Consider the following 18,410-nt stretch of genomic DNA (forward strand, 5'->3'; position numbering starts at 1 on the left):
CATGGCCTCCGAAACCACGGAAACCACCGAAACCGCGGGGACCGCCGTACCCGGCTCCGACCCGCCCGGCACCGGTACCCCCGGTACCGTCCCGGGGCTGGCCCTGGAGCACCTGAGCTGGTCGGTCGGCGGCGCCGTCATCGTCGACGACGTCACCATGCGCGTGGACGAGGGCGAGTTCGTCGCCCTCATCGGACCCAACGGCGCGGGCAAGACCTCCCTGTTCAACCTGGTATCCGGACTGACCCGGCCCACCGGCGGCAGCGTCCGACTCGGCGGTGCCGACGTCACCCGGTACGCGCCGCACCGCCGCGCCCGGCTCGGCATGGGCCGCACCTTCCAGACCTCCAGTGTCTTCGGCGACCTCGCCGTGGGCGCCAACGTCGGCCTGGCCGTCCAGGCCCGCACCGGCGAGTCCCGCCGTTTCTGGCGCGGGGCCACCCCTGACGGCGGTGCCGAGGCCACCGCCGTCCTGGACCTGGTCCACCTCTCCCACCGGACGGACGCCCTAGCGGGCGACCTGTCCCACGGCGACAAGCGCAAGCTCGAACTCGCCCTCCTCCTGGCCCGCCGGCCCCGCCTGATCCTCCTGGACGAACCCATGGCCGGGGTCAGCGCGGGAGAGATCGGCGAGCTCACCACCGTCATCAGGGACGTGCACCGCGAACAGGGCTGCACCGTCCTCATGGTCGAACACCACATGGAGGTGCTCCTAGACATGGCCGAACGCCTGGCCGTGATGCACCACGGCGCGCTGCTGGCCTTCACCGACCCGGACTCGGCCATGGCCGCCCCCGAGGTGCAGGCCGCCTACCTCGGGGACGGGGCGTGAGCGCCGGGGAGCCGCTGCTGGACGCGGCCGACCTGCACGTGTGGATCGAGGGGTCGCACATCCTCCAGGGGGTGTCCTTCGCCATGCCGGACCGGGGCGTCACCGCTCTCCTGGGCCGCAACGGCGTCGGCAAGACCACCACCGTCAAAGCCCTGCTCGGACTGGTGCCGCGCACCGGACGGGTGGATTTCGACGGAGCGGACATCACCGCCCACCCCACACACGCCATCGTCACCAGAGGCATCGGTTACGTGCCCGAGGAACGCGGGATCTTCTCCGCCCTCACAGTCGCCGAGAACCTGCGCATCGCCGAGCGCCACCCCGGCAGGCCCCGCTACGACCTCGTCCACGAGCTGTTCCCCGAGATCAGGAAGCGGGCAGACCAGCCCGCGGGCACCCTGTCCGGCGGCCAGCAGCAGATGCTCGCCATCGGGCGGGCCCTGCTCAACGACAACAGGCTCCTCATCGTGGACGAGCCCACCAAGGGCCTCGCGCCCCGTATCGTCCGCGAGGTCGCCGACGCCGTCGCCCTCGCCGCGGAACAGGTGCCGGTGCTGCTCGTGGAGCAGAACCTGTCCCTGGTCCGCCGGGTCGCCGACCGGGCCGTGGTGCTCGACGCGGGCCACGTGGTCCACACCGGGCCCGCCCCGGAACTGCTCGACGACGCCGACCGAACCCGCGAACTCCTCGGCGTGGCCCGCGCGGCCGCCGGCCCCTCCGGAACCGAAGGGAGGCGGACCGCGTGAGCACCGTCATCCTCCTCACCGTCACCGGGCTCGGCCTGGGCGCCCTCTACTTCCTCATCGCCTCCGGGCTCTCCCTGATCTTCGGCCTGATGGACGTGCTCAACTTCGCGCACGGTGCCTTCCTGGCCATCGGCGCCTACGGAACCTGGTGGGCCGCCGGGTACCTGCCCGGGGCCGGGCCGGCCGGACCCGGCTTCCTGGTCGCCGTCGCCTTCGGCGTGGCCGCGGGCACCCTGGCCGCCACCCTGGTCGAGCTCTGCGTCATCCGCCCGCTCTACGGCAGGCACCGCGAGCAGATCCTCGCCACGGTCGGCCTGAGCCTGGCCGTCCCCGCGCTCATCCAGGCCGTCTGGGGCGCCGACCCGCTCACCTTCCCCAAGCCCGAACTGGTGAGCGGCACCGCCGCCGTCCTCGGCGTGAACATCCCCAAGGACCGCTTCCTGCTCGTTCTGGCCGCCGTCGCCGTTTTCGCCGCCCTGTGGCTGTTCAACTCGCGCACCCGCTACGGGCTCATCGTCCGCGCCGGAGTACAGGACCGCGCCATGGTCACCGCTCTCGGCATCGACGTGCGCAGGTCCTTCACCCTGGTGTTCGCCATCGGCGGCGCCGCCGCGGCCCTGGCCGGGGCGCTGGGCGGCCTGTACTTCGGCGTGGTCACCCCCACGCAGGGGATGTCCCTGCTGATCTTCGCGTTCATCGTCGTGGTGATCGGCGGGGCCGCCTCCCTCACCGGTTGCGCGGTCGCCTCCGTCGCGGTCGGCCTCATCCAGCAGTTCGCCAACTACTACACCGTCGCCGGGCTCGGCGACATCGCCGTGGTCATCGTCCTGGCCCTCGTGCTGCTCACCAGGCAGGGCGGTCTGACCGCGAAGAAGTCCGCGGAGAGGGTGGCATGATGACCGACACCGACGTGGCCGCCCAGGCCCCCGGTCCCAGCGCACGCGGCGGCGCCGCGCCGCCGGTCACGGGCGTCGTCCGCGGGCGCCGACGCCTGCCCGCGTGGGCGGTCCCGGCCGCCGTCCTGGCGGTGGCGCTGTCCCTGCCCTTCTCCACACTCCGGATACCGGGGCTGTTCGAAGGCGCCCTCAACAGTCCGCCCACCCTGCACCTGCTCGCGTTCTGCCTGGTCTTCGGCGGCCTGGCCACCAGCTACGACCTGCTCTACGGCCGGGTGGGGCTGCTCTCCTTCGGCCACGCCCTCTACTTCGCCTGTGGCGCCTACACCGCCGCGCTGCTCATGCGAGTGGTCGAACTCCCGCTCCTGTGGTCGGCGCTGATCGCGGTCGTCGGCGGAACCCTGCTGTCCCTGCTTCTCGGCGCAGTCTCACTGCGCGTCAACGGCATAGCCCTGGCCATGGTCACCCTCGCCTTCGCCCAGGCCGGGTCCATCCTCATCTCCCGGGACCCGGGCCGCCTGACCGGTGGTGAGGAGGGCCTGTCCCTCAACACCGCCATGGTCCCGGACGCGTTCGTGGGCGTGGCCAACACCGCCAACCTGTACTGGGCGGCGGTCGCCTACGCCGTGGCCGCCGTCGGCGTCGTCTGGTGGCTGACCGCCTCCCCGGTCGGCCGCGTCTGGCAGGGCATCCGCGCCAACGAGCAGCGTGTCGCCGTCCTCGGCGTCAACCCCTACCCCTACAAGCTCGCGGCGTTCACCGTCGGCGGCGGCCTGGCCTCCCTGGGCGGAGTCGCCTACCTGTTGGTCACCGGAGGCGCCACCCCCGCCATCACCACCGCCGAGTTCACCCTCACCCTGCTGGTGATGGTGGCCCTGGGCGGAGCGGGCACCCGCTGGGGCCCGCTGCTGGGCGCCGTCCTGTACACCTACGCCGACCACCGCCTCCTCCAGCTGGGCGGCTCCGACGCCTTCGCCGCGCTACCCGCGTGGATCGCCGCGCCGCTGTCCCAGCCCCTTTTCATCCTCGGCGCGCTGTTCGTGCTGATGGTGTTCTTCTTCCCCGGCGGACTCGTCGCCCTCCCCGGACGCGTCCGATCGGCCCTGCGCAACAGGAAGGACGCACGGACATGACCGACACCACCTCCTGGACGGACGGGGACGAGTACACCGTCCCCGTCCCCGGAGGCGAGCCGGGGCGTGCGGCACCCGTCGAACACGCCCTGGCCGTCACCCGCTGGGGCGACGGACCCGGGACCCCGGTCCTGGCCGTCCACGGCATCACCGCCAACGGTCACTCCTTCGCCCGAGTCGCCGCCGAACTGTCCGGGCTCGGCGGGCCGCCGCTGATCGCACCCGACCTGCGCGGACGCGGGCTCAGCGGGCATCTGGCCGGTCCGCGTGGCCTGGCCGCCCACGCCGACGACATGATCGCCGTACTCGACAGCCACGGAATCCACAGCACCGTCCTGGTCGGCCACTCCATGGGCGCGTTCGTCGCCTGCCTGGCCGCCGTACGCCACCCCGACCGGGTGTCCGGACTGCTGCTGGTGGACGGCGGGCACGGACTCCCCGTACCTCCCGGAACCGACATCGACGCCGTGCTCGGCCCGGCCATGGCACGCCTGCGCACGACCTTCGAGGGTCCCGACCACTACCGGGACTTCTGGCGGCGCCATCCCGCCTTCGAGGGGCGCTGGAACACCTGGACGGACCACTACGTCCTACGCGACCTAGCGGGAGAGCCGCCCGCCATGCGCTCGGCCTGCGACGAGGAGGCCGTGCGCGCGGACGGTGAACAGGTCCTCGCCGACCCCGACGCGCTCGGTGCCGTCCACCGCCTGCCCTGCCCCGCCCGCATGCTGTGGGCGGCACGCGGCCTCATGGACGAGAGCCCGGGGCTGTACACACCCGAGCGGCTGGCCGACCTCCCCGAGGGCCTGGTCACCGTCGAACTCACCGACGACAACCACTACAGCCCGCTGTTCTCCTCAACCGCCGTCCTGGTCGCCCGCCAGGTCCACACCCTTGTCCAGCAGTCCGTGCAGGTGCAGGGCGAGCTGTAGCTCCAGTGCCCGGCCGGGGCGCTGCCAGTCCGCCCCGATCAGCTGGCTGATCCGCTCCAGGCGCTGCGCCACCGTGTTCACGTGGATGTGCAGCTCCTCCTTGGCGCGCGACAGGTTGCCCCCGGCCGAGAAGTAGGCCCGCAGCGTCTCCACCAGGAGCGTGCCCCGCTTGGCGTCGTACTCCAGCAGCGGACCCAGGGCCGCCGACACGAACCCCGGCACGTCCCGGTCCTGGCTCAGCAGCAACCCCGAGAACCCCAGGTCCCCGGTGGCGGCCACGCCCCCCTCCCGGCCCAGCGCACGCAGCGTCTGGAGGCACCGGGACGCCTCGGCGAACGCGTCACGAAACGACGCCGGGCCGGACGTCGGACCGGCCAGCCCCGCCGTCACCGGGCCGTTCGCCGCGGCCGACAGTTCGTCGGCCACCCGGCGCCCCACCAGGGACGGGTCCGTTCCGGGCAGCGCCAACACCAGGCGGCCCGAGCGGCTCCCGGCCAGTCCCCCGGTGGTCTCGGCGACATGGGTCGCCGCCGAGCGCAACCGCCCCGGGTTCGCGCCCGGCGCCTCCGCGACCACCAGCACGTGCGGGCCGTCCAGGTCCGCGTGCAGCAGCGACGCCCGCTGCCGCAACGACACCGGGTCGCGCGCGGGCACCTCGAGCAGCTCGTCCAGCAGGTCTCCGCGCACCCGGTGCTCGGTCTCGCTCACCGAACGCCGGATGAGCAGCAGCAGCGCCGTCACCATCGCGGACCGCTCCAGTACCCGCTGGTCGGTGGAGTCCAGCTCCACCCCGCGCAGCACCAGCGTTCCCAGAGGCTCGGTCCCGGTCGAAGCCGACGCCACCCACGCCTGTCCCGCCCGTACGGCACGGCCGCTGACCAGCGACGAGCGCACCGCGTCGGTCAGAGCCCCGTCACCCGAATCCCACGGCGCACCTCCCCGAGCGGCCCCCTCCACCACGCCCCGCGGACTGGCGGTCACCGACTCGTCCGAGGTCGCGTCGTGGATCAGCACCGCGCCGCCCAGGACCTCGGCCACCGCCGCCGCGACCTCACGCACCCCGCCGCCGCGCAGCACCAGGTCGGTCAGCCTGTCGTGCGCCGCCGCCGACCGCTCCACCGACGCCGTGTGCCGCTGCAACCGCTCGTTGACGGTGTGCAGCTCGTCCAGGGCACGCCGCGTGTCGTCGATCAGGTTCGCGCTGTCGATCGCGATGGCCGCGTGTGCGGCCAGCGACGACAACAGCGCCACCTCCGAGTGCGCGAAGGGGCGTTCGCGCCGGTTCGCGGCGAACAGCACGCCCACGTCGCGCCCGTTCATCTTCAGCGGTACGCCCAGGATGGCCACCAGGCCCTCCTCGCGCACCGCGTGGTCGATGTTCTCCGCGTGCACGAACCTCGGGTCGGTGAAGTAGTTGGCCGTCACGTACGGCAGGGCCGTGGTGGCCACCAAGCCGCCCAGCCCTCTGCCCGACGCCAGCCGCAGCTGTTGGAACGACGCCGAGACCGATCCCGACGTCACCCGCATGTAGGTGCCGCCCGCCTCCGGGTCGCTCAGCGTCAGGTACGCGACGTCGGTGCTCAGCAGGTTGCGGGCCCGCTCCACGATCGCCTGCAACACCTGGTCCAGGCTGCGCATCCCCGCCAGGTCGTTGGCCGTCTCGAACAGCGCGCCCAGCTCCGACTCGCGGCGCTGCCGGTCGCGCATCACCGACCGGACCCGCAGCGCCGTCAGTTTCGCGGTCTCCAGGGCGGCCACCGCGTCCGGATCGTCGCCGCGCGCCCGCGCGCGCAGCACCGGACGCTCGTACTCCACGGCCGGGGCGTCGCGCAGCAGAAGGTCCAGGAAGAACGCCTGGCCGTCGGGGCCCGCCGGGCCGTTCTCGCCCGGAACGCCGTGGGCGGGGACCGCGGGTCCGGGGTCGGGGGTGCCGGAAGTGGTGGTGTTCAGCTTGCGCTCCATGCTCCGTCCACGGGCAGGGAGGCGCCGTTGACGAACGACGCGTCCTCACCGCACAGGTAGGCGACCAGTTCGGCGACCTCGGAGGGCTCGATCAGCCGCTTGAGCGGGGTCCTGGCCAACAGGACCTCCGAGACCACGCGCTCCTCCGGGATGCCGTGCGCCGCCGCCTGGTCGGCGATCTGCCTCTCCACCAGCGGCGTGCGCACGTATCCGGGGTTCACACAGTTGGAGGTCACCCCGTGTGCGGCGCCCTCCAGGGCGACCACCTTCGAGAAGCCCTCCAGGCCGTGCTTGGCGGTCACGTAGGCCGATTTGTAGGCCGAGGCGCGCAGTCCGTGCACCGAGGAGATGTTGACGACGCGGCCCCACCCCCGTTCGTACATGTGGGGCAGGGCGCCGCGCACCACGCGGAACGGCGACTCGACCATGAGACGAAGGATGAGGGAGAAACGCTCCGGAGGGAAGTCCTGGACGGGCGCGACCGTCTGGACACCCGCGTTGTTGACCACGATGTCCACGCCCCGGGCGGCCTCCTCGGCCGCGTCGAGATCGGTCAGGTCCAGCTGCACCGCCTCGCCGACGCCCCGGTCGGCCAGAGCGCTCAGCCCCTCCCCGTCGAGGTCGACCAGTCGAACCCCGGCCCCGGCGTCCGCCAGGCGCAGGGCGCAGGCCCTGCCGATGCCGCTGGCCGCCCCGGTCACCAGGGCGGTCCTTCCCGTGAGGTCGACCCGAGTGGTGTGGGGGACCCCCGTGGTTTCGGGGGCGGGGGACTGGGTGGCCTGCCGCGCCGTGCCCGACAGGAACTCGTGCGTCGTCATGGCAGCAAACTAGGCGTGCCCCCCCGGGAGGGGGGATAGGGGTGACGGACACACCCCAGGCCGGGGGAATGTGGCCGGCACCCATGGGTTCTGCCCGGACTGTGGGTTTCCCACCGGTGGCGGCCCTGTGACCGGGGTTACGTGGACATGTCGCACCGGTCACGGCGGGTCTAGGCTCCCAGCCACGGTTCGTCGGACCCCGCCCACCGTTCGAAAATCCTCTCGGAGGCACCCCCCATGGACTCCACAGCGTCGCCCGCCCACCACCCTCCGCCATCCTCAGCCGGCGCCTACGGCGCGGTGCTCCTCAAGCGGCGGCAGGCCGCCCTCTCACTCACAGCGGCCCTGGCCACCGTGGCCGCCATGGTCGCCGCCCTGCTGATCGCCCCGGCCCCGCGCGCCTCGGCCGCCACGCTCACCCCCGTGTCCTCGTTCGGCGCCAACCCCGGCAACCTGGCGATGTACACCTACGTGCCCGACGGGCTGCCCGCCGACGCGCCCCTGGTCGTGCTGCTGCACGGCTGCGCGCAGGACGCGACCGCCTACCACGACCACTCCGGATGGGCCGGACACGCCGACGAACACGGCTTCGCCCTCGTCTACCCCGAACAGAGGCAGGCCAACAACGCCACCAGCTGCTTCAACTGGTTCGAGCGCGGCGACACCGCCCGCGACTCCGGTGAGGCCCGGTCGGTGCGCTCGATGGTCGAGCACACCGTGTCCGCCCACGGACTGGACACCGGCCGGGTGTACGCCTCCGGGCTCTCGGCGGGAGGCGCCATGGCCGGGGAGCTCCTCGCCGCCTACCCCGACCTGTTCGCCGGGGGCGGCATCGTCGCGGGGATCCCCGTGGGCTGCGCGAGCGGCATGATCGACGCCTTCAGCTGCATGAACCCCGGAAAGACGCAGACCCCGCAGCAGTGGGGCGACGCCGTACGCGCCAAGAACCCCGGATGGGGCGGCCCCTGGCCGCGCGTCGCCGTCTGGCACGGCACCTCGGACACCACGGTGGCCCCCGCCAACGGCGACGCCAACACGAGCCAGTGGACCAACGTCCACGGGCTGTCCGGCGGACCCGATGCCACCGAGCAGCTGCCCGGCTCCACCACCGCCGCGTACTACGGAGGTGACGCCGTCAACGCGTCCGTCGCCCACTACACGGTCTCCGGCATGGGCCACGGCGCCCCCGTCGACCCGTCCACCGGCTGCGGCGCGGCGGGAGCCTACTTCCTGGCCACCGTCTGCTCGACCGGGTACACGGTCGACTTCTGGGGCATCGGTGGCGGGAGCGGCGGGCCCGGACCCGATCCCACGGACCCGCCCACGGAAGAGCCCACGGACCCGCCGACCGAGGATCCCGGACCCGGTGTGTGCGTGACCGACGACAACTACTCCCACGTGTCGGAGGGCCGTGCGGTCCAGCGTCTCGGACGGACCTACGCAGTCGGCTCGGACGACCCGCTCGGCCTGTGGAACGTCTACGTCACCGCGTCGCTGACCGAGACCTCGCCGGGTTACTGGGAGCACACGCCCGAAGGCTGCTAGACGGCGATGATCTTGCCCTTACTGGCACTCTCGACCGCCGACGGTGCCATTGGGGGCAAGATCATCCGGTGAGGGCCCCTGCCTAGAGCTCGTCCCGGCTGCGCGCCAGACGCCCGAAGTGGCCCACGCTCGCACCGAGCGCGAAGTGCGCCGCCTGGTGCTCGGTCATCGGGACCACACCGGCGGGGACGGTCACCCGGAAGGGGAACTCCTCGTCCGGCCGGATCCGGAAGTCGTCAATCACTCCCTGGGAGAGGAGCATGGTCAGGGCTTCGCGGACTCGGCCGCTGCGGTTGTCTGACGCCCAGATCGACATGGCCCCAACCCTAGTCCCGCGAGGGCCGGCCCTCAGAGGAACGGGGACACGGGCGGCGTATACGAGAACCGGTTCCGGAACGGATGAGGGCGGGCCGTGACCACGACCCGCCCACCCTTCGGGACGGACACGACCCCCGTGGTGCCCGTCCCCGCCGCCGACCGCTGCCGCCGGTGTCCCCCGACGGCGGCAGCGATGACGGAGTCCTTCCCGCCTCAACCGTCCTCGGGCAGGCGGGCCTCCCCCGCGATCACGTTCGCGGTCAGGCGGCGCAACGCCAGCCTCGTGGCCTCGAACTCCTCCTCGGGGAGGTCGATGACCCTGCCGATCGCCTCCGGAATACCCTCGGCACGCGCCCGCATCCGTCGGCCCTCCTCGGTGAGGTTGACGCGTACGGAGCGCTCGTCCTGCGGGTCGCGGCCGCGGTGCAGCAGTCCTCGGCCCTCCAGCCGCTTGAGCAGCGGTGTGAGGGTGCCGTAGTCCAGCTGGAGCACGGTGCCGAAGTCCTTCACCCAGCACTCGCCGCGCTCCCAGAGGAGCATCATCACCAGGTACTGGGGATAGGTCAGACCCAAAGGCTCAAGCAGAGGCCGGTAGAGGTTGGTGACCGCACGAGAGGCAGCGTAGAGCGCGAAGCACATCTGCTCGTCGACGGCGGGAAGAGGGAAGCCGCCCGCGGGGGCAGGGGATCGGTCGGGCATCGTCATCATGGTAGTTACCTCTCCCATGATATTCAAAGCCCACAATTACCTTGCGCACAAAGAAAAATGGTACGGAGTCCTGAGTGGAGCCCCGGTGCGTGTCCTGCCAGGTCGAAAGGGGTGCCAGCGCCGCGCCGACGTTGTGCGCCAGCGCCGCGCCGACGTTCCTCCCCGCTCCGTCCCCCCAAATCCCCCGACCGCACGCGACGGGGGAGGGGAAGGGGAAGCACCGGGGCCCGGTCCGCCAGGACCCGCGCGGCCTACCGGCGTGGCGCCTGGTACGGCAGCAGGCGTTTGACCACCTTGCCCGTCGCATTGCGCGGCAGCCCGTCCAGTACCACCACATCACGCGGCACCGAGAACCGGCCGAGCAGGTCACGCACGTGCATCCGTACCTTGTTCGGGTCCACGTTCCCGCCTTCGTGGGGCACCACGAAGGCCGCGAACCGCTGCCCGAACTCCTCGTCCGGCACACCCGTCACCACGACCTCACGCACCTCCGGAAGCGTCAAGATCGCCTCCTCCAGCGGGCGCGGGAACACGTTCTCCCCGCCCGAGACGATCATGTCGTCGTCCCGGCCCGCCACGTGCAGCAGCCCGTCCGCGTCCACGTGTCCCCGGTCACCGGTCTCCATCAGCCCGTTCGCGACCCTCTTGCCCCGGCCGTTCGTGTAGCCGTCGAAGAGCATGTCGTTGCCGACGTAGATCGACCCCTCGGCCCCTGGCGGGACCTTCGCGCCGTCCCCGTCCAGAACCTCGATCCGTGTTCCCAGAGGCGGACGGCCGGCCGTGGTGGGGGACCTGCGCATGTCCTCGGGCGTGGCGATCGTCGCCCACGACACCTCGGTCGATCCGTACAGGTTGTAGAGCACGTCCCCGAACGCGTCCATGAAGTCCGTGATCAGCTGCGGGCTCATCGCCGAACCGCTACACGCCACGACTCGCAGCGACGAGGTGTCGTACCGCTCGCGCGTCGACCTTGGCAGGTCCATGATCCGCCGCAGCATCACCGGAGCCGCGAACAGCGCCGTGCACCGCTCCTTCTGCACCGTCCGCAGCACGTCCTCGGGCTCGAACAACCGACGCATCACCAGGGTCGCCCGCATCGATATGCCCAGCTGTACGCCCGCCAGCCCCCACGTGTGGAAGACCGGCGCCGAGACCAGGATGCGGTCCGAGGAGCGAAGGGGGATACGGGACAGCACCGACGCCGCGTCCTGCGGCCCCTTCGGGGTCGGTCGCCGCGCACCCTTGGGCGTTCCCGTCGTCCCCGACGTCAGCACGATCAACCGGCCCGGACGCTCCGGCGGCTCCGGTTCGGCCTCCGTGGTCTCCTCCGCCCGCCACGGCAGCCGCGGCCCCTCGACCGACGGCTCACCCCAGGCCGCCACCCGTGCCACCTCCGGTGGCAGCTCCGCGCACAGGCCCTCGAACTCCGCGTCCGCGATGATCACCGACACCCCGTTGTCCGCCACCGCGGCGGCCAGCTGGTGCGCCGACAGCCCGGTGTTCAGCAGCACGGTGTCCGCGCCGAGGCGACCGCAGGCAGCCATCGCCTGCACGAAACCACTGTGGTTGCGGCACAGCACGCCCACCCGCGCGTCCTGTCCCACCCCCGCGCGGTGCAGTTGCCGGGCCAGCTCGCTCCCGCGCAGGTTCATCTCGCGGAAGGTCGCGGGTCCCCGCTCGTCCACGATGGCCACGGCGTCGGGCACGCGCTCGTTCGCGGCGGCGTAGCCGCCGGCGATCGTGGCGCCCCAGGTGCGCAGGGCCCGTAGCTGGCGAACGATCCTGTCGGGGCGTCCGGGGCTGAGCACACCGGCGCGGACCAGGATCCGCACCGTCCTGAGGGCTTGGAGCAGTCGTTGGGTCGCGGACGGTTCTTCGGCGTTGGGCGCCATGGTGTCTCCGAGGGGCGGACGGGGACGGGCGAAGCGTTCCGCGCCTGCCCGGGGAGCCTTCGCCTCGTGACTCCCCGGAAGTACTGCGACCGTAAGTGAGGAGCCCCCGCCGTTTCTCCGTCCCGGGGTGAGTCCCTACCCGCGCGTAGTTGTCACCCCGGGACGAGACCGCGGGCCCACCTGGGTCACATGTCGATCGACATCTGCTTCCCCGTCGGTTCCGGGGTGCCCTCCTCCGACTCCAAGGACACGCGCAGCTGGTCCGGACTCCCCATGTCCTCGGCCATCCCCGAGTGCCGGTCGTCCGCCGACGGCTCGAGCATCCCCGCCGAACGCACACCGCTCTCGTCCGCCCACCACATCTGGTAGGCCATCCCCGGCGGCGCGGACGGCAGTCCCTCCACCACCAGCATCGCCGCGTCCATCTCATAGGAGGCGAAGAGCGTGGCCCGCGCGTCCCCGAGCGGGGCCTCCACCATGTTCGTGTCGGAGGCGGCGAGCAGCTTCTCCATCTCCGCCGCGTGCCGGGCCTCGGAATCCATCCGCTGGCTCACCGACACCAGCGACCCCGCGAGCACCACGGCGAGCAGCGCGCACGCCGCCGCCACCGTCCACGGCAGCCACCGGGACCGATCCGGCAGGAGTACCACCCCGGCACGCGGGCGACGCCGCCTGCGCTTCGGCTCACCGGCCAGCGGAGGAAGCTGGCGGGTCCGTAGGGCGGCCTCGTGGATCGCCTCCCACACTTGTGGCCGCGGCTCCCGTGTCTCCGACCCGGCCAGGCGCACCGCCGTCTCCCGGAAGTCCGCCAGGTCGCGGCGGCAGTCCTCGCACTCCTCCAGATGCCGCTCGGCGGCCTCCGCCTCCTCCGGGTCCAGGGCGTTGACCGCGTACCCCGCCGTCAGCCCGTGCGTACCCGCCTCGCTCATATGCCCACCCCCAGGCAGTCGCGCAGCCTGATCAGGCCGTCACGCAGTCTTCCCTTGACCGTGGTCAGCGGGACATCCAGCAGGTCGGCCGCCTGCCGCTGCGTGTACCCCGTGTAGTACGTGAGCCGGACCGCCTCCCGCTGGGTCTCGGTGAGCCTGCGCAGGCACCGCCGTACCTTCTCCCGCTCCAGCCGGTGCTCGACCTGCTCGGGGACCGAGTCCAGCGGGGTCGTCCTGGGCTCCAGGCGCCCGGCGGCGGCGAGCCGGGTCGACGCCGCCTGCTCCGAGCGCACCCGGTCCACGGCCCGCCGGTGCGCGATGGTCAGGATCCATGCCGACACGCTCCCCTTCGACCGGTCATAGCGGGCACAGGTCCGCCAGATCTCCAGGAACACCTCCTGGCAGATCTCCTCGGCTTGAGCCTCGTTCAGCATGACCCGGCGGGCGATGCCGAAAACCGGACCGGACAGCCGCTGGTAGACCCCCTCGAACGCAGCCAGGTCGCCGATGGCGGCCTGCTGGAGGAGCCGCGCCAGGGGTTCGTCCCGCGCGCCTCCGCTGCCGGGGGGTTCGGCCTCCCCGTGTTCCCACTCGGCCGTCCGCTTCATCGGCCACCACCTCTTCCATGCCCTCCACAGGCATTCGGCGCCGTTGTCGTGCCGGTGACCCCAGAATGGCGGACTTTACCTACTCGTTATCATTTTGGCCGTCGCCCCCTTCGGCTCCGCACCGAACCGGGGGTATGTCCGACACCATTCGCAGCACCCGCCGAGGACCGGCCGCCGTCGCAGGGCTCGTGGCCGCCGCCTCCGCGCTGGCCGTGGCCGAGGCCGTTGCCGTGGCGCTGTCGCGTCCCACCAGTACGCCCCTGCTGGCGGTCGGGGACGCGGTCGTCGACCTCGTGCCGCTGCCCGTGAAGCAGTTCGCCGTCGACACCTTCGGCACAGCGGACAAACCCGCCCTGCTCATCGGAACCGCTGCGGTCCTGGCCGCGGCGGCGGCCCTGGTCGGGGCGGCCGCCGGAAGCAGGAGGGCCCTCGGCTCGGCCGGGATCGCCGTATTCACGGCAGTGGGCCTGGCAGCCGTGCTCACCCGACCCGTGAGCGGACCGCTCGACGCACTGCCCACCCTGGCGGGGGCCGTCGCCTGCACTGGAGTCCTCCTATGGCTGCTCAGCGCCGCGGCTGACCGTGGCACGCCTCTCCGGGGCGCGGGCGGCCCCGGCCCGTCCACCGGTGGCGAGGACGACGTACCCGCCGGGTTCGACCGTCGCCGGTTCGCACTCCTGGCCGGGGCCGCGGCCGCCGCCTCCGCGGGCACGGGTGCCGGCGCACGGCTTCTGACCGGTTCGGCGCACGCCGCCCACCTCACCCCTGACAGCGCGGTGCTCCCGCGCCCGGGTGACCGGGCCGCTCCGCTCCCCGACGGCGCTGACCTGGAGCTGGACGGACTCGCGCCCTTCTTCACCCCCGACACCGACTTCTACCGGATCGACACCGCCCTGTCGGTGCCGCGCATCGACGCCTCCACATGGTCCCTGCGCATCCACGGCTCGGGGATCGGGAGGGAACGGGTCATCACCTACGCCGAACTGCTGGACCATCCCGACCTCAGGGAACGCGACATCACCCTGGCCTGCGTTTCCAACCCGGTCGGTGGGTCCTACGTCGGCAACGCGCGCTGGATCGGCGTGCCGTTGGCCTCCCTGCTCACCGAGAGCGGAGTCCGCTCCCCCGCCGACGGCGGACCGGCCGACCAGCTCGTCTCGCGCTCCCATGACGGGATGGCCATCGGCACGCCCGTCGCCGACGTCATGGATGGCAGAGAGGCCATGCTCGCGGTCGGCATGAACGGGCATCCGCTGTCCTACGAGCACGGCTTCCCCGTCCGCATGGTCGTCCCGGGTCTGTACGGATACGTGTCCGCCTGCAAGTGGATCACTGACATCGAGCTGACCACGTTCGATGCCTTCGACGCCTACTGGGTGCCCCGGGGCTGGTCCGCGCGCGGACCGGTCAAGACCCAGTCGCGCGTCGACACACCGAGCGGCGGCGCGGACCTCAGACCAGGACAGGTCGCCATCGCCGGAGTGGCGTGGGCCCAGAACACCGGTATCGACCGGGTGGAGGTGAGCGTCGACGGCGGGCCGTGGGCCGAGGCGCGTCTCGCCGAGGAGGACACCGCCGACACGTGGCGGCAGTGGGTCCTCGAATGGGACGCCGAACCCGGAGAGCACCGGATCGCCGTCCGCGCGACCGACCGCGACGGACACACCCAGACCTCCGACGAGGCGCCGCCCGCGCCGGACGGAGCGACCGGCCACCACGCCGTCACCGTGACCGTGGCCTGACCCCGGCCACCACCACAGACCACCGGGCCGGAACGGGCCCGGTCAACCCATCGCGGCAGCGATGACAAGGAGACGAGAACACCATGCGCACGATCCCCGCGAACCAGCTCAGCCGACTCCTCGCCACCGGAGCCATCAGCCTCGTCGCGGTCTTCGGCCTGGCGGCGTGCAATGACGGTGCCGCCGAGGGGGGCGACACCGTGGAGAACGAGGAGATGTCGGAGGACTCCATGGACGAGGAGACGTCCGAAGACATGGAGGGCGACGACATGTCCGACGAGGAGATGTCCGAAGGCGAGATGTCCGACGACTCCATGGACGAGGAGATGCCGGAGGACTCCATGGACGACGACATGTAGGGCGACGACCGGGGCGTCCCCGTACGACGGGAACGCCCGCGAGGGGCCGCCGCGTTGCGGCGGCCCCGGCCGACATACCGGCGTTTCCGGGATACGGGGGCGATCGCGTACGCGTACCCGTGCCCCGGAGAGCGGGGCCGGTCCCCCGGCTAGCCGGTCACGGTGATCGGCGTGGACGGGTCGTCGACGTTGGTCACCTCGTAGGTCGCCTGGAAGGGCGCCTCAGTCGCGTCGGTCGGGCAGCCGAACCCGCCCGTCACCTCGACCGGGGCCGCGGTGTCGAAGGCCAGCGTCGAGGTCGGGTCGCCGTTGGACCACGTGCCGCCGATGTCGGCCGGGCCGTTCGGGCTGACCGTCGCGGTGCACGAGGACAGGCCGCTGGTGTTCACCACGATGCCCCCGGCGGGGATCACCATGGTGCCGACGGACGGAGAGCCGTGCTGCATGGTCATCTCCCACACCGCGTCGTTCACGGTGACCGCCGCGTTCACGAACGGCACGTTGGTCGAGCAGTCCGTGAAGCTCGGGGCGTTGATCGTGGAGGAGACCGCACCGGCGGGGTTGTGGTTGTCGGGCGCCTCGGGCACGAGGTTGTTGCCGCTGCCCGGGGAGGTGGACGAAGCCTGGCAGGTCACGACGACGCTGCCCGCGGTGAAGGTGGCGCTGCCGCTCAGCGAGGCCTCGAAGGCCGCACCGGCGGGCGCCACGGTGGTCGGACCCTGCTGGGCGGCGGCACCGCCGCCCCAGGACAGGGCCAGGACACCGGCCGCCGCGACGGCGGTGAGGCAGCGGGCGGGGGATACCGGTCGCAGAACCGACATGTGTACTCCTTGTGTGTGACGGCCGGAGGGCACACGGACGTGCCGTCCGGCGGAATCCGGGGGTACGCGCCGACTCGGTAGACGTGGTTTTCCTTACGGACGACCGGGAGCACGCGGGTCCAGGTACCTGCTCCCGCGTGTCCCCGGTGGTCGGGGAGGCACGGTTCGAACGTCCTGTGCCTTCGAGGAGTCACCCCTCGAAGCGGGGGGCGGTCGAAGGCGGGGAGGCCGGTACGCCCGGATCCTCCTCGTCATCCGTGTCCGCTTCCCCGGACGTCTCCTCCCGTGCCGGGTCATGTGAGTGCCGTTTCCGGAGCAGCCGCCGCCTGCGTGGAGGCCGGGCCACGGGCCGCCAGGAGAAGGCCAGCCCGCCGCCGACCAGCGCCAGCAGTGTGCCGATCACCAAGCCGCCCAGGTTGGAGAGGATGAGCGCGCCCAAGCCGAGGAATCCGGCCAGTGAACCGGTGATGACGTGCTGGTTCGGGGTGAACCAGGTGACCAGGCCGAGGACGGCGAGCATGCCGCCGAACATCAGCGAGGAGACCCCGCCGACGCCGGTCTGGAGCATCAGCTCCACCGGCATCATGACGAAGGACGTCATGACGGCACCGGAGAGGATCATCAGGAGCCCTCCCGCGAAGGGGCGGCGCTTACACCATCGGCGCCAAGCGGCCCCCAGGCTCCGCGACGACCTCAGAAGCACTCATCCTCCCCGAGGCTGATGCCCAGGCTCAGCCCGGAGAGGCGGAAGGTGCCGGCACTGGCCGCTCTGGCGGTCTGCTCCAGGTCCTCCACGACGATGGTGTCGGACTGCATGCCGAACAGGTCGTTGAAGCCCTGGGCCCCGGCGGGCCCCTGGTCGAGGGTGCCCGCGTCGCGGCCGATCTCGATGTTCTCGAATTCGGCGTCGCCGTCCATCTGGGACATGTCGATGACCAGGTTCTCCGCCTCCACAGGGGTGCCCTGGTCACCGGCGGTCAGCTGGAGCGAGATCACGCCGATGATGGGGAACTCGGTGAGGACCGACTGGCACAGGCCGTCGATCTCCGCGTTCCTGATCCCGGCGACGGCCACGGGCACGGCGTCCTCGCGGACCGTCTCGTCCAGCCAGCCGTACTGGACGAAGCCCTCACCGTCCAGCCTGTCGGCGGAGATCTTGAAGTCCTGACCGGAGACGGTGAACGAGGCGGCGAGCGCGCCCTGGGCCATGGCGATCAGAATGCCGCCCACGGCGACGCCTGCCGGGACTGAGAAGAGCGCGAAGCGCTTCCAGCTGGTGTGGCTCTCAGGAGCCTCGGTGGTTCCGACGGAGTCGCCGGCCACGTCGGGGGATGTGGTGTCCATGCAGGTCCTTCCATGGGTGCATGGCCGCGCTGCGCCTGCCGTCCCCCCGAACATCCGGCACGCGGCCTGGTAGTGGTTGTCCCCGTCCAGCGGGGTGCCACCGGACCAGAATCCGTTCCAGTAACGCTGCACATCATGTATCGGCCCCAGAAGGATTTCAAGGGTGTTTCGGAAACTTTCCCAGCCTTTCTGCGTGTTTGCTGGTAAACGCCCTATGTCCTGGTTCTCTGGCGCCCTGGCCTGCGAGAACGATGCGATTGGGGCGATGGGCGAGGTAGGGGCAGAGGGTTTCGCTATTCAAATCAGTGCTCGTGTTCCGGATCGGTTACAGCTTGGTCCGGAAGGTCATCCGGAGCACGTTCGGTCTTTGTCATTGCGGTGAGCGGCCGCCCGGGTCGTTTTCCTCAACGAGGTGAGTATCCCTTCGGTACGTGGTGAGGAAGTGGCCCCTGGTGCTGGTGTGGGTAGCCCTCGTGAGCGGGGAGCGGCGAACTCCGCCAGCGGTCGAGGAAGAGGGGCGCGGGGTGGCGGCGGATGAGAGGGGCGTCGCGTGCGGGGGCGGGCGCGCGAAGAAGGCGGGAGGAGGGGCACGGGTCCCGAATGAAGGTGTGAGTGGCGACACAGGTGTTTCGGTTTGCTCGGTGTTCCGGCGGGGGGTAGTGTTCCTCGAGTCGCCACGGAGCGGTGAGCGGTCCTCAGGGCCGACTCGCAACCGAGACGGATTCGGCGGCAATCTCCTCCTCCGAGTCGAACTGGTTCAGGCAGTGTTCTTGATCCGGTAAGCTCAGGGGGCGCTCCCAAGGAAACGCGGAAGCGAAACGGGCT

18 protein-coding genes are annotated in these 18,410 nt (G+C 71.6%); 8 read left to right on the forward strand and 10 right to left on the reverse strand.

Going from position 1 to position 18,410, the window contains the following annotated elements; all coding sequences use genetic code 11:
* Position 1: 1 nt before the first annotated feature.
* The 5 genes from AC0T5L_RS23480 to AC0T5L_RS23500 are packed head-to-tail and all read left to right on the forward strand — an operon-like array spanning position 2 to position 4,539.
* Positions 2–832, forward strand: a complete 831-nt coding sequence (locus AC0T5L_RS23480; protein ID WP_476167647.1) for an ABC transporter ATP-binding protein — start codon at positions 2–4, stop codon at positions 830–832.
* Positions 829–1,578 (forward strand): ABC transporter ATP-binding protein, encoded by a 750-nt coding sequence (locus AC0T5L_RS23485; protein WP_476167648.1) that lies wholly within the window; start codon positions 829–831, stop codon positions 1,576–1,578. The genes AC0T5L_RS23480 and AC0T5L_RS23485 overlap by 4 nt, the downstream gene beginning before the upstream one ends.
* Positions 1,575–2,474, forward strand: coding sequence for a branched-chain amino acid ABC transporter permease (locus tag AC0T5L_RS23490; RefSeq protein WP_476167649.1), 900 nt, complete (start codon positions 1,575–1,577; stop codon positions 2,472–2,474). Before AC0T5L_RS23485 ends, AC0T5L_RS23490 begins: the two co-directional genes overlap by 4 nt.
* Positions 2,474–3,607, forward strand: a complete 1,134-nt coding sequence (locus AC0T5L_RS23495) for a branched-chain amino acid ABC transporter permease (protein WP_476167650.1) — start codon at positions 2,474–2,476, stop codon at positions 3,605–3,607. The genes AC0T5L_RS23490 and AC0T5L_RS23495 overlap by 1 nt, the downstream gene beginning before the upstream one ends.
* On the forward strand, positions 3,604–4,539 hold the full coding sequence (locus tag AC0T5L_RS23500) for an alpha/beta fold hydrolase (protein ID WP_476167651.1): 936 nt from the start codon (positions 3,604–3,606) through the stop codon (positions 4,537–4,539). Before AC0T5L_RS23495 ends, AC0T5L_RS23500 begins: the two co-directional genes overlap by 4 nt.
* Here AC0T5L_RS23500 and AC0T5L_RS23505 read toward each other — a convergent pair.
* Positions 4,465–6,501 carry a helix-turn-helix domain-containing protein gene (locus AC0T5L_RS23505; protein ID WP_476167652.1) on the reverse strand — a complete coding sequence of 679 codons (2,037 nt, stop codon included), beginning with the start codon at positions 6,499–6,501 and terminating at the stop codon, positions 4,465–4,467. The genes AC0T5L_RS23500 and AC0T5L_RS23505 overlap by 75 nt on opposite strands.
* Positions 6,486–7,319, reverse strand: coding sequence for a 3-hydroxybutyrate dehydrogenase (locus tag AC0T5L_RS23510; protein WP_476167653.1), 834 nt, complete (start codon positions 7,317–7,319; stop codon positions 6,486–6,488). Before AC0T5L_RS23510 ends, AC0T5L_RS23505 begins: the two co-directional genes overlap by 16 nt.
* 237 nt (positions 7,320–7,556) lie before the next feature.
* Between AC0T5L_RS23510 and AC0T5L_RS23515 the strand changes: the two genes are divergently transcribed.
* Positions 7,557–8,864: an extracellular catalytic domain type 1 short-chain-length polyhydroxyalkanoate depolymerase gene (locus AC0T5L_RS23515; RefSeq protein WP_476167654.1), complete on the forward strand. Its 1,308-nt coding sequence runs from the start codon at positions 7,557–7,559 to the stop codon at positions 8,862–8,864.
* Positions 8,865–8,946: 82 nt separating this feature from the next.
* On the opposite strand, the gene AC0T5L_RS23520 is transcribed toward AC0T5L_RS23515, so the two are convergent.
* The 5 genes from AC0T5L_RS23520 to sigK all read right to left on the reverse strand — a co-directional run bounded on the left by AC0T5L_RS23520 (position 8,947) and on the right by sigK (position 13,319).
* Positions 8,947–9,180 carry a hypothetical protein gene (locus AC0T5L_RS23520; protein WP_476167655.1) on the reverse strand — a complete coding sequence of 78 codons (234 nt, stop codon included), beginning with the start codon at positions 9,178–9,180 and terminating at the stop codon, positions 8,947–8,949.
* 215 nt (positions 9,181–9,395) lie between these two features.
* The gene (locus tag AC0T5L_RS23525) at positions 9,396–9,890 is read right to left on the reverse strand and encodes a MarR family winged helix-turn-helix transcriptional regulator (protein ID WP_476167656.1); all 495 of its coding nucleotides are present in this window, start codon (positions 9,888–9,890) and stop codon (positions 9,396–9,398) included.
* Between the two features lie 251 nt (positions 9,891–10,141).
* Positions 10,142–11,782 carry an AMP-binding protein gene (locus AC0T5L_RS23530; protein WP_476167657.1) on the reverse strand — a complete coding sequence of 547 codons (1,641 nt, stop codon included), beginning with the start codon at positions 11,780–11,782 and terminating at the stop codon, positions 10,142–10,144.
* Positions 11,783–11,967: 185 nt separating this feature from the next.
* Positions 11,968–12,711 (reverse strand): anti-sigma factor, encoded by a 744-nt coding sequence (locus AC0T5L_RS23535; protein ID WP_476167658.1) that lies wholly within the window; start codon positions 12,709–12,711, stop codon positions 11,968–11,970.
* Positions 12,708–13,319 carry an ECF RNA polymerase sigma factor SigK gene (gene sigK, locus AC0T5L_RS23540; RefSeq protein ID WP_476167659.1) on the reverse strand — a complete coding sequence of 204 codons (612 nt, stop codon included), beginning with the start codon at positions 13,317–13,319 and terminating at the stop codon, positions 12,708–12,710. The genes AC0T5L_RS23535 and sigK overlap by 4 nt, the downstream gene beginning before the upstream one ends.
* Positions 13,320–13,453: 134 nt before the next feature.
* Between sigK and AC0T5L_RS23545 the strand changes: the two genes are divergently transcribed.
* Positions 13,454–15,061, forward strand: a complete 1,608-nt coding sequence (locus AC0T5L_RS23545) for a molybdopterin-dependent oxidoreductase (protein WP_476167660.1) — start codon at positions 13,454–13,456, stop codon at positions 15,059–15,061.
* Between the two features lie 83 nt (positions 15,062–15,144).
* Positions 15,145–15,420, forward strand: coding sequence for a hypothetical protein (locus AC0T5L_RS23550; RefSeq protein ID WP_476167661.1), 276 nt, complete (start codon positions 15,145–15,147; stop codon positions 15,418–15,420).
* Positions 15,421–15,569: 149 nt separating this feature from the next.
* On the opposite strand, the gene AC0T5L_RS23555 is transcribed toward AC0T5L_RS23550, so the two are convergent.
* The 3 genes from AC0T5L_RS23555 to AC0T5L_RS23565 form a co-directional block, all read right to left on the reverse strand.
* The gene (locus tag AC0T5L_RS23555) at positions 15,570–16,241 is read right to left on the reverse strand and encodes a hypothetical protein (RefSeq protein ID WP_476167662.1); all 672 of its coding nucleotides are present in this window, start codon (positions 16,239–16,241) and stop codon (positions 15,570–15,572) included.
* Between the two features lie 190 nt (positions 16,242–16,431).
* The gene (locus tag AC0T5L_RS23560) at positions 16,432–16,863 is read right to left on the reverse strand and encodes a DUF6114 domain-containing protein (protein WP_476167663.1); all 432 of its coding nucleotides are present in this window, start codon (positions 16,861–16,863) and stop codon (positions 16,432–16,434) included.
* A gap of 71 nt (positions 16,864–16,934) precedes the next feature.
* Positions 16,935–17,585 (reverse strand): DUF6230 family protein, encoded by a 651-nt coding sequence (locus AC0T5L_RS23565; RefSeq protein WP_476167664.1) that lies wholly within the window; start codon positions 17,583–17,585, stop codon positions 16,935–16,937.
* Between the last annotated feature and the right edge of the window lie 825 nt (positions 17,586–18,410).

The organism is Nocardiopsis sp. TRM 82005 (assembly GCF_056312425.1).

Coding starts and splice junctions, on each gene's coding strand:
- AC0T5L_RS23480 (WP_476167647.1), top strand. CDS start 2: ATGGCCTCCGAAACCACGGAAACCACCGAAACCGCGGGGACCGCCGTA.
- AC0T5L_RS23495 (WP_476167650.1), top strand. CDS start 2,474: ATGACCGACACCGACGTGGCCGCCCAGGCCCCCGGTCCCAGCGCACGC.
- AC0T5L_RS23500 (WP_476167651.1), top strand. CDS start 3,604: ATGACCGACACCACCTCCTGGACGGACGGGGACGAGTACACCGTCCCC.
- AC0T5L_RS23505 (WP_476167652.1), bottom strand. CDS start 6,501: ATGGAGCGCAAGCTGAACACCACCACTTCCGGCACCCCCGACCCCGGA.
- AC0T5L_RS23510 (WP_476167653.1), bottom strand. CDS start 7,319: ATGACGACGCACGAGTTCCTGTCGGGCACGGCGCGGCAGGCCACCCAG.
- AC0T5L_RS23515 (WP_476167654.1), top strand. CDS start 7,557: ATGGACTCCACAGCGTCGCCCGCCCACCACCCTCCGCCATCCTCAGCC.
- AC0T5L_RS23520 (WP_476167655.1), bottom strand. CDS start 9,180: ATGTCGATCTGGGCGTCAGACAACCGCAGCGGCCGAGTCCGCGAAGCC.
- AC0T5L_RS23525 (WP_476167656.1), bottom strand. CDS start 9,890: ATGATGACGATGCCCGACCGATCCCCTGCCCCCGCGGGCGGCTTCCCT.
- AC0T5L_RS23530 (WP_476167657.1), bottom strand. CDS start 11,782: ATGGCGCCCAACGCCGAAGAACCGTCCGCGACCCAACGACTGCTCCAA.
- AC0T5L_RS23535 (WP_476167658.1), bottom strand. CDS start 12,711: ATGAGCGAGGCGGGTACGCACGGGCTGACGGCGGGGTACGCGGTCAAC.
- sigK (WP_476167659.1), bottom strand. CDS start 13,319: ATGAAGCGGACGGCCGAGTGGGAACACGGGGAGGCCGAACCCCCCGGC.
- AC0T5L_RS23545 (WP_476167660.1), top strand. CDS start 13,454: ATGTCCGACACCATTCGCAGCACCCGCCGAGGACCGGCCGCCGTCGCA.
- AC0T5L_RS23550 (WP_476167661.1), top strand. CDS start 15,145: ATGCGCACGATCCCCGCGAACCAGCTCAGCCGACTCCTCGCCACCGGA.
- AC0T5L_RS23555 (WP_476167662.1), bottom strand. CDS start 16,241: ATGTCGGTTCTGCGACCGGTATCCCCCGCCCGCTGCCTCACCGCCGTC.
- AC0T5L_RS23560 (WP_476167663.1), bottom strand. CDS start 16,863: ATGATCCTCTCCGGTGCCGTCATGACGTCCTTCGTCATGATGCCGGTG.
- AC0T5L_RS23565 (WP_476167664.1), bottom strand. CDS start 17,585: ATGGACACCACATCCCCCGACGTGGCCGGCGACTCCGTCGGAACCACC.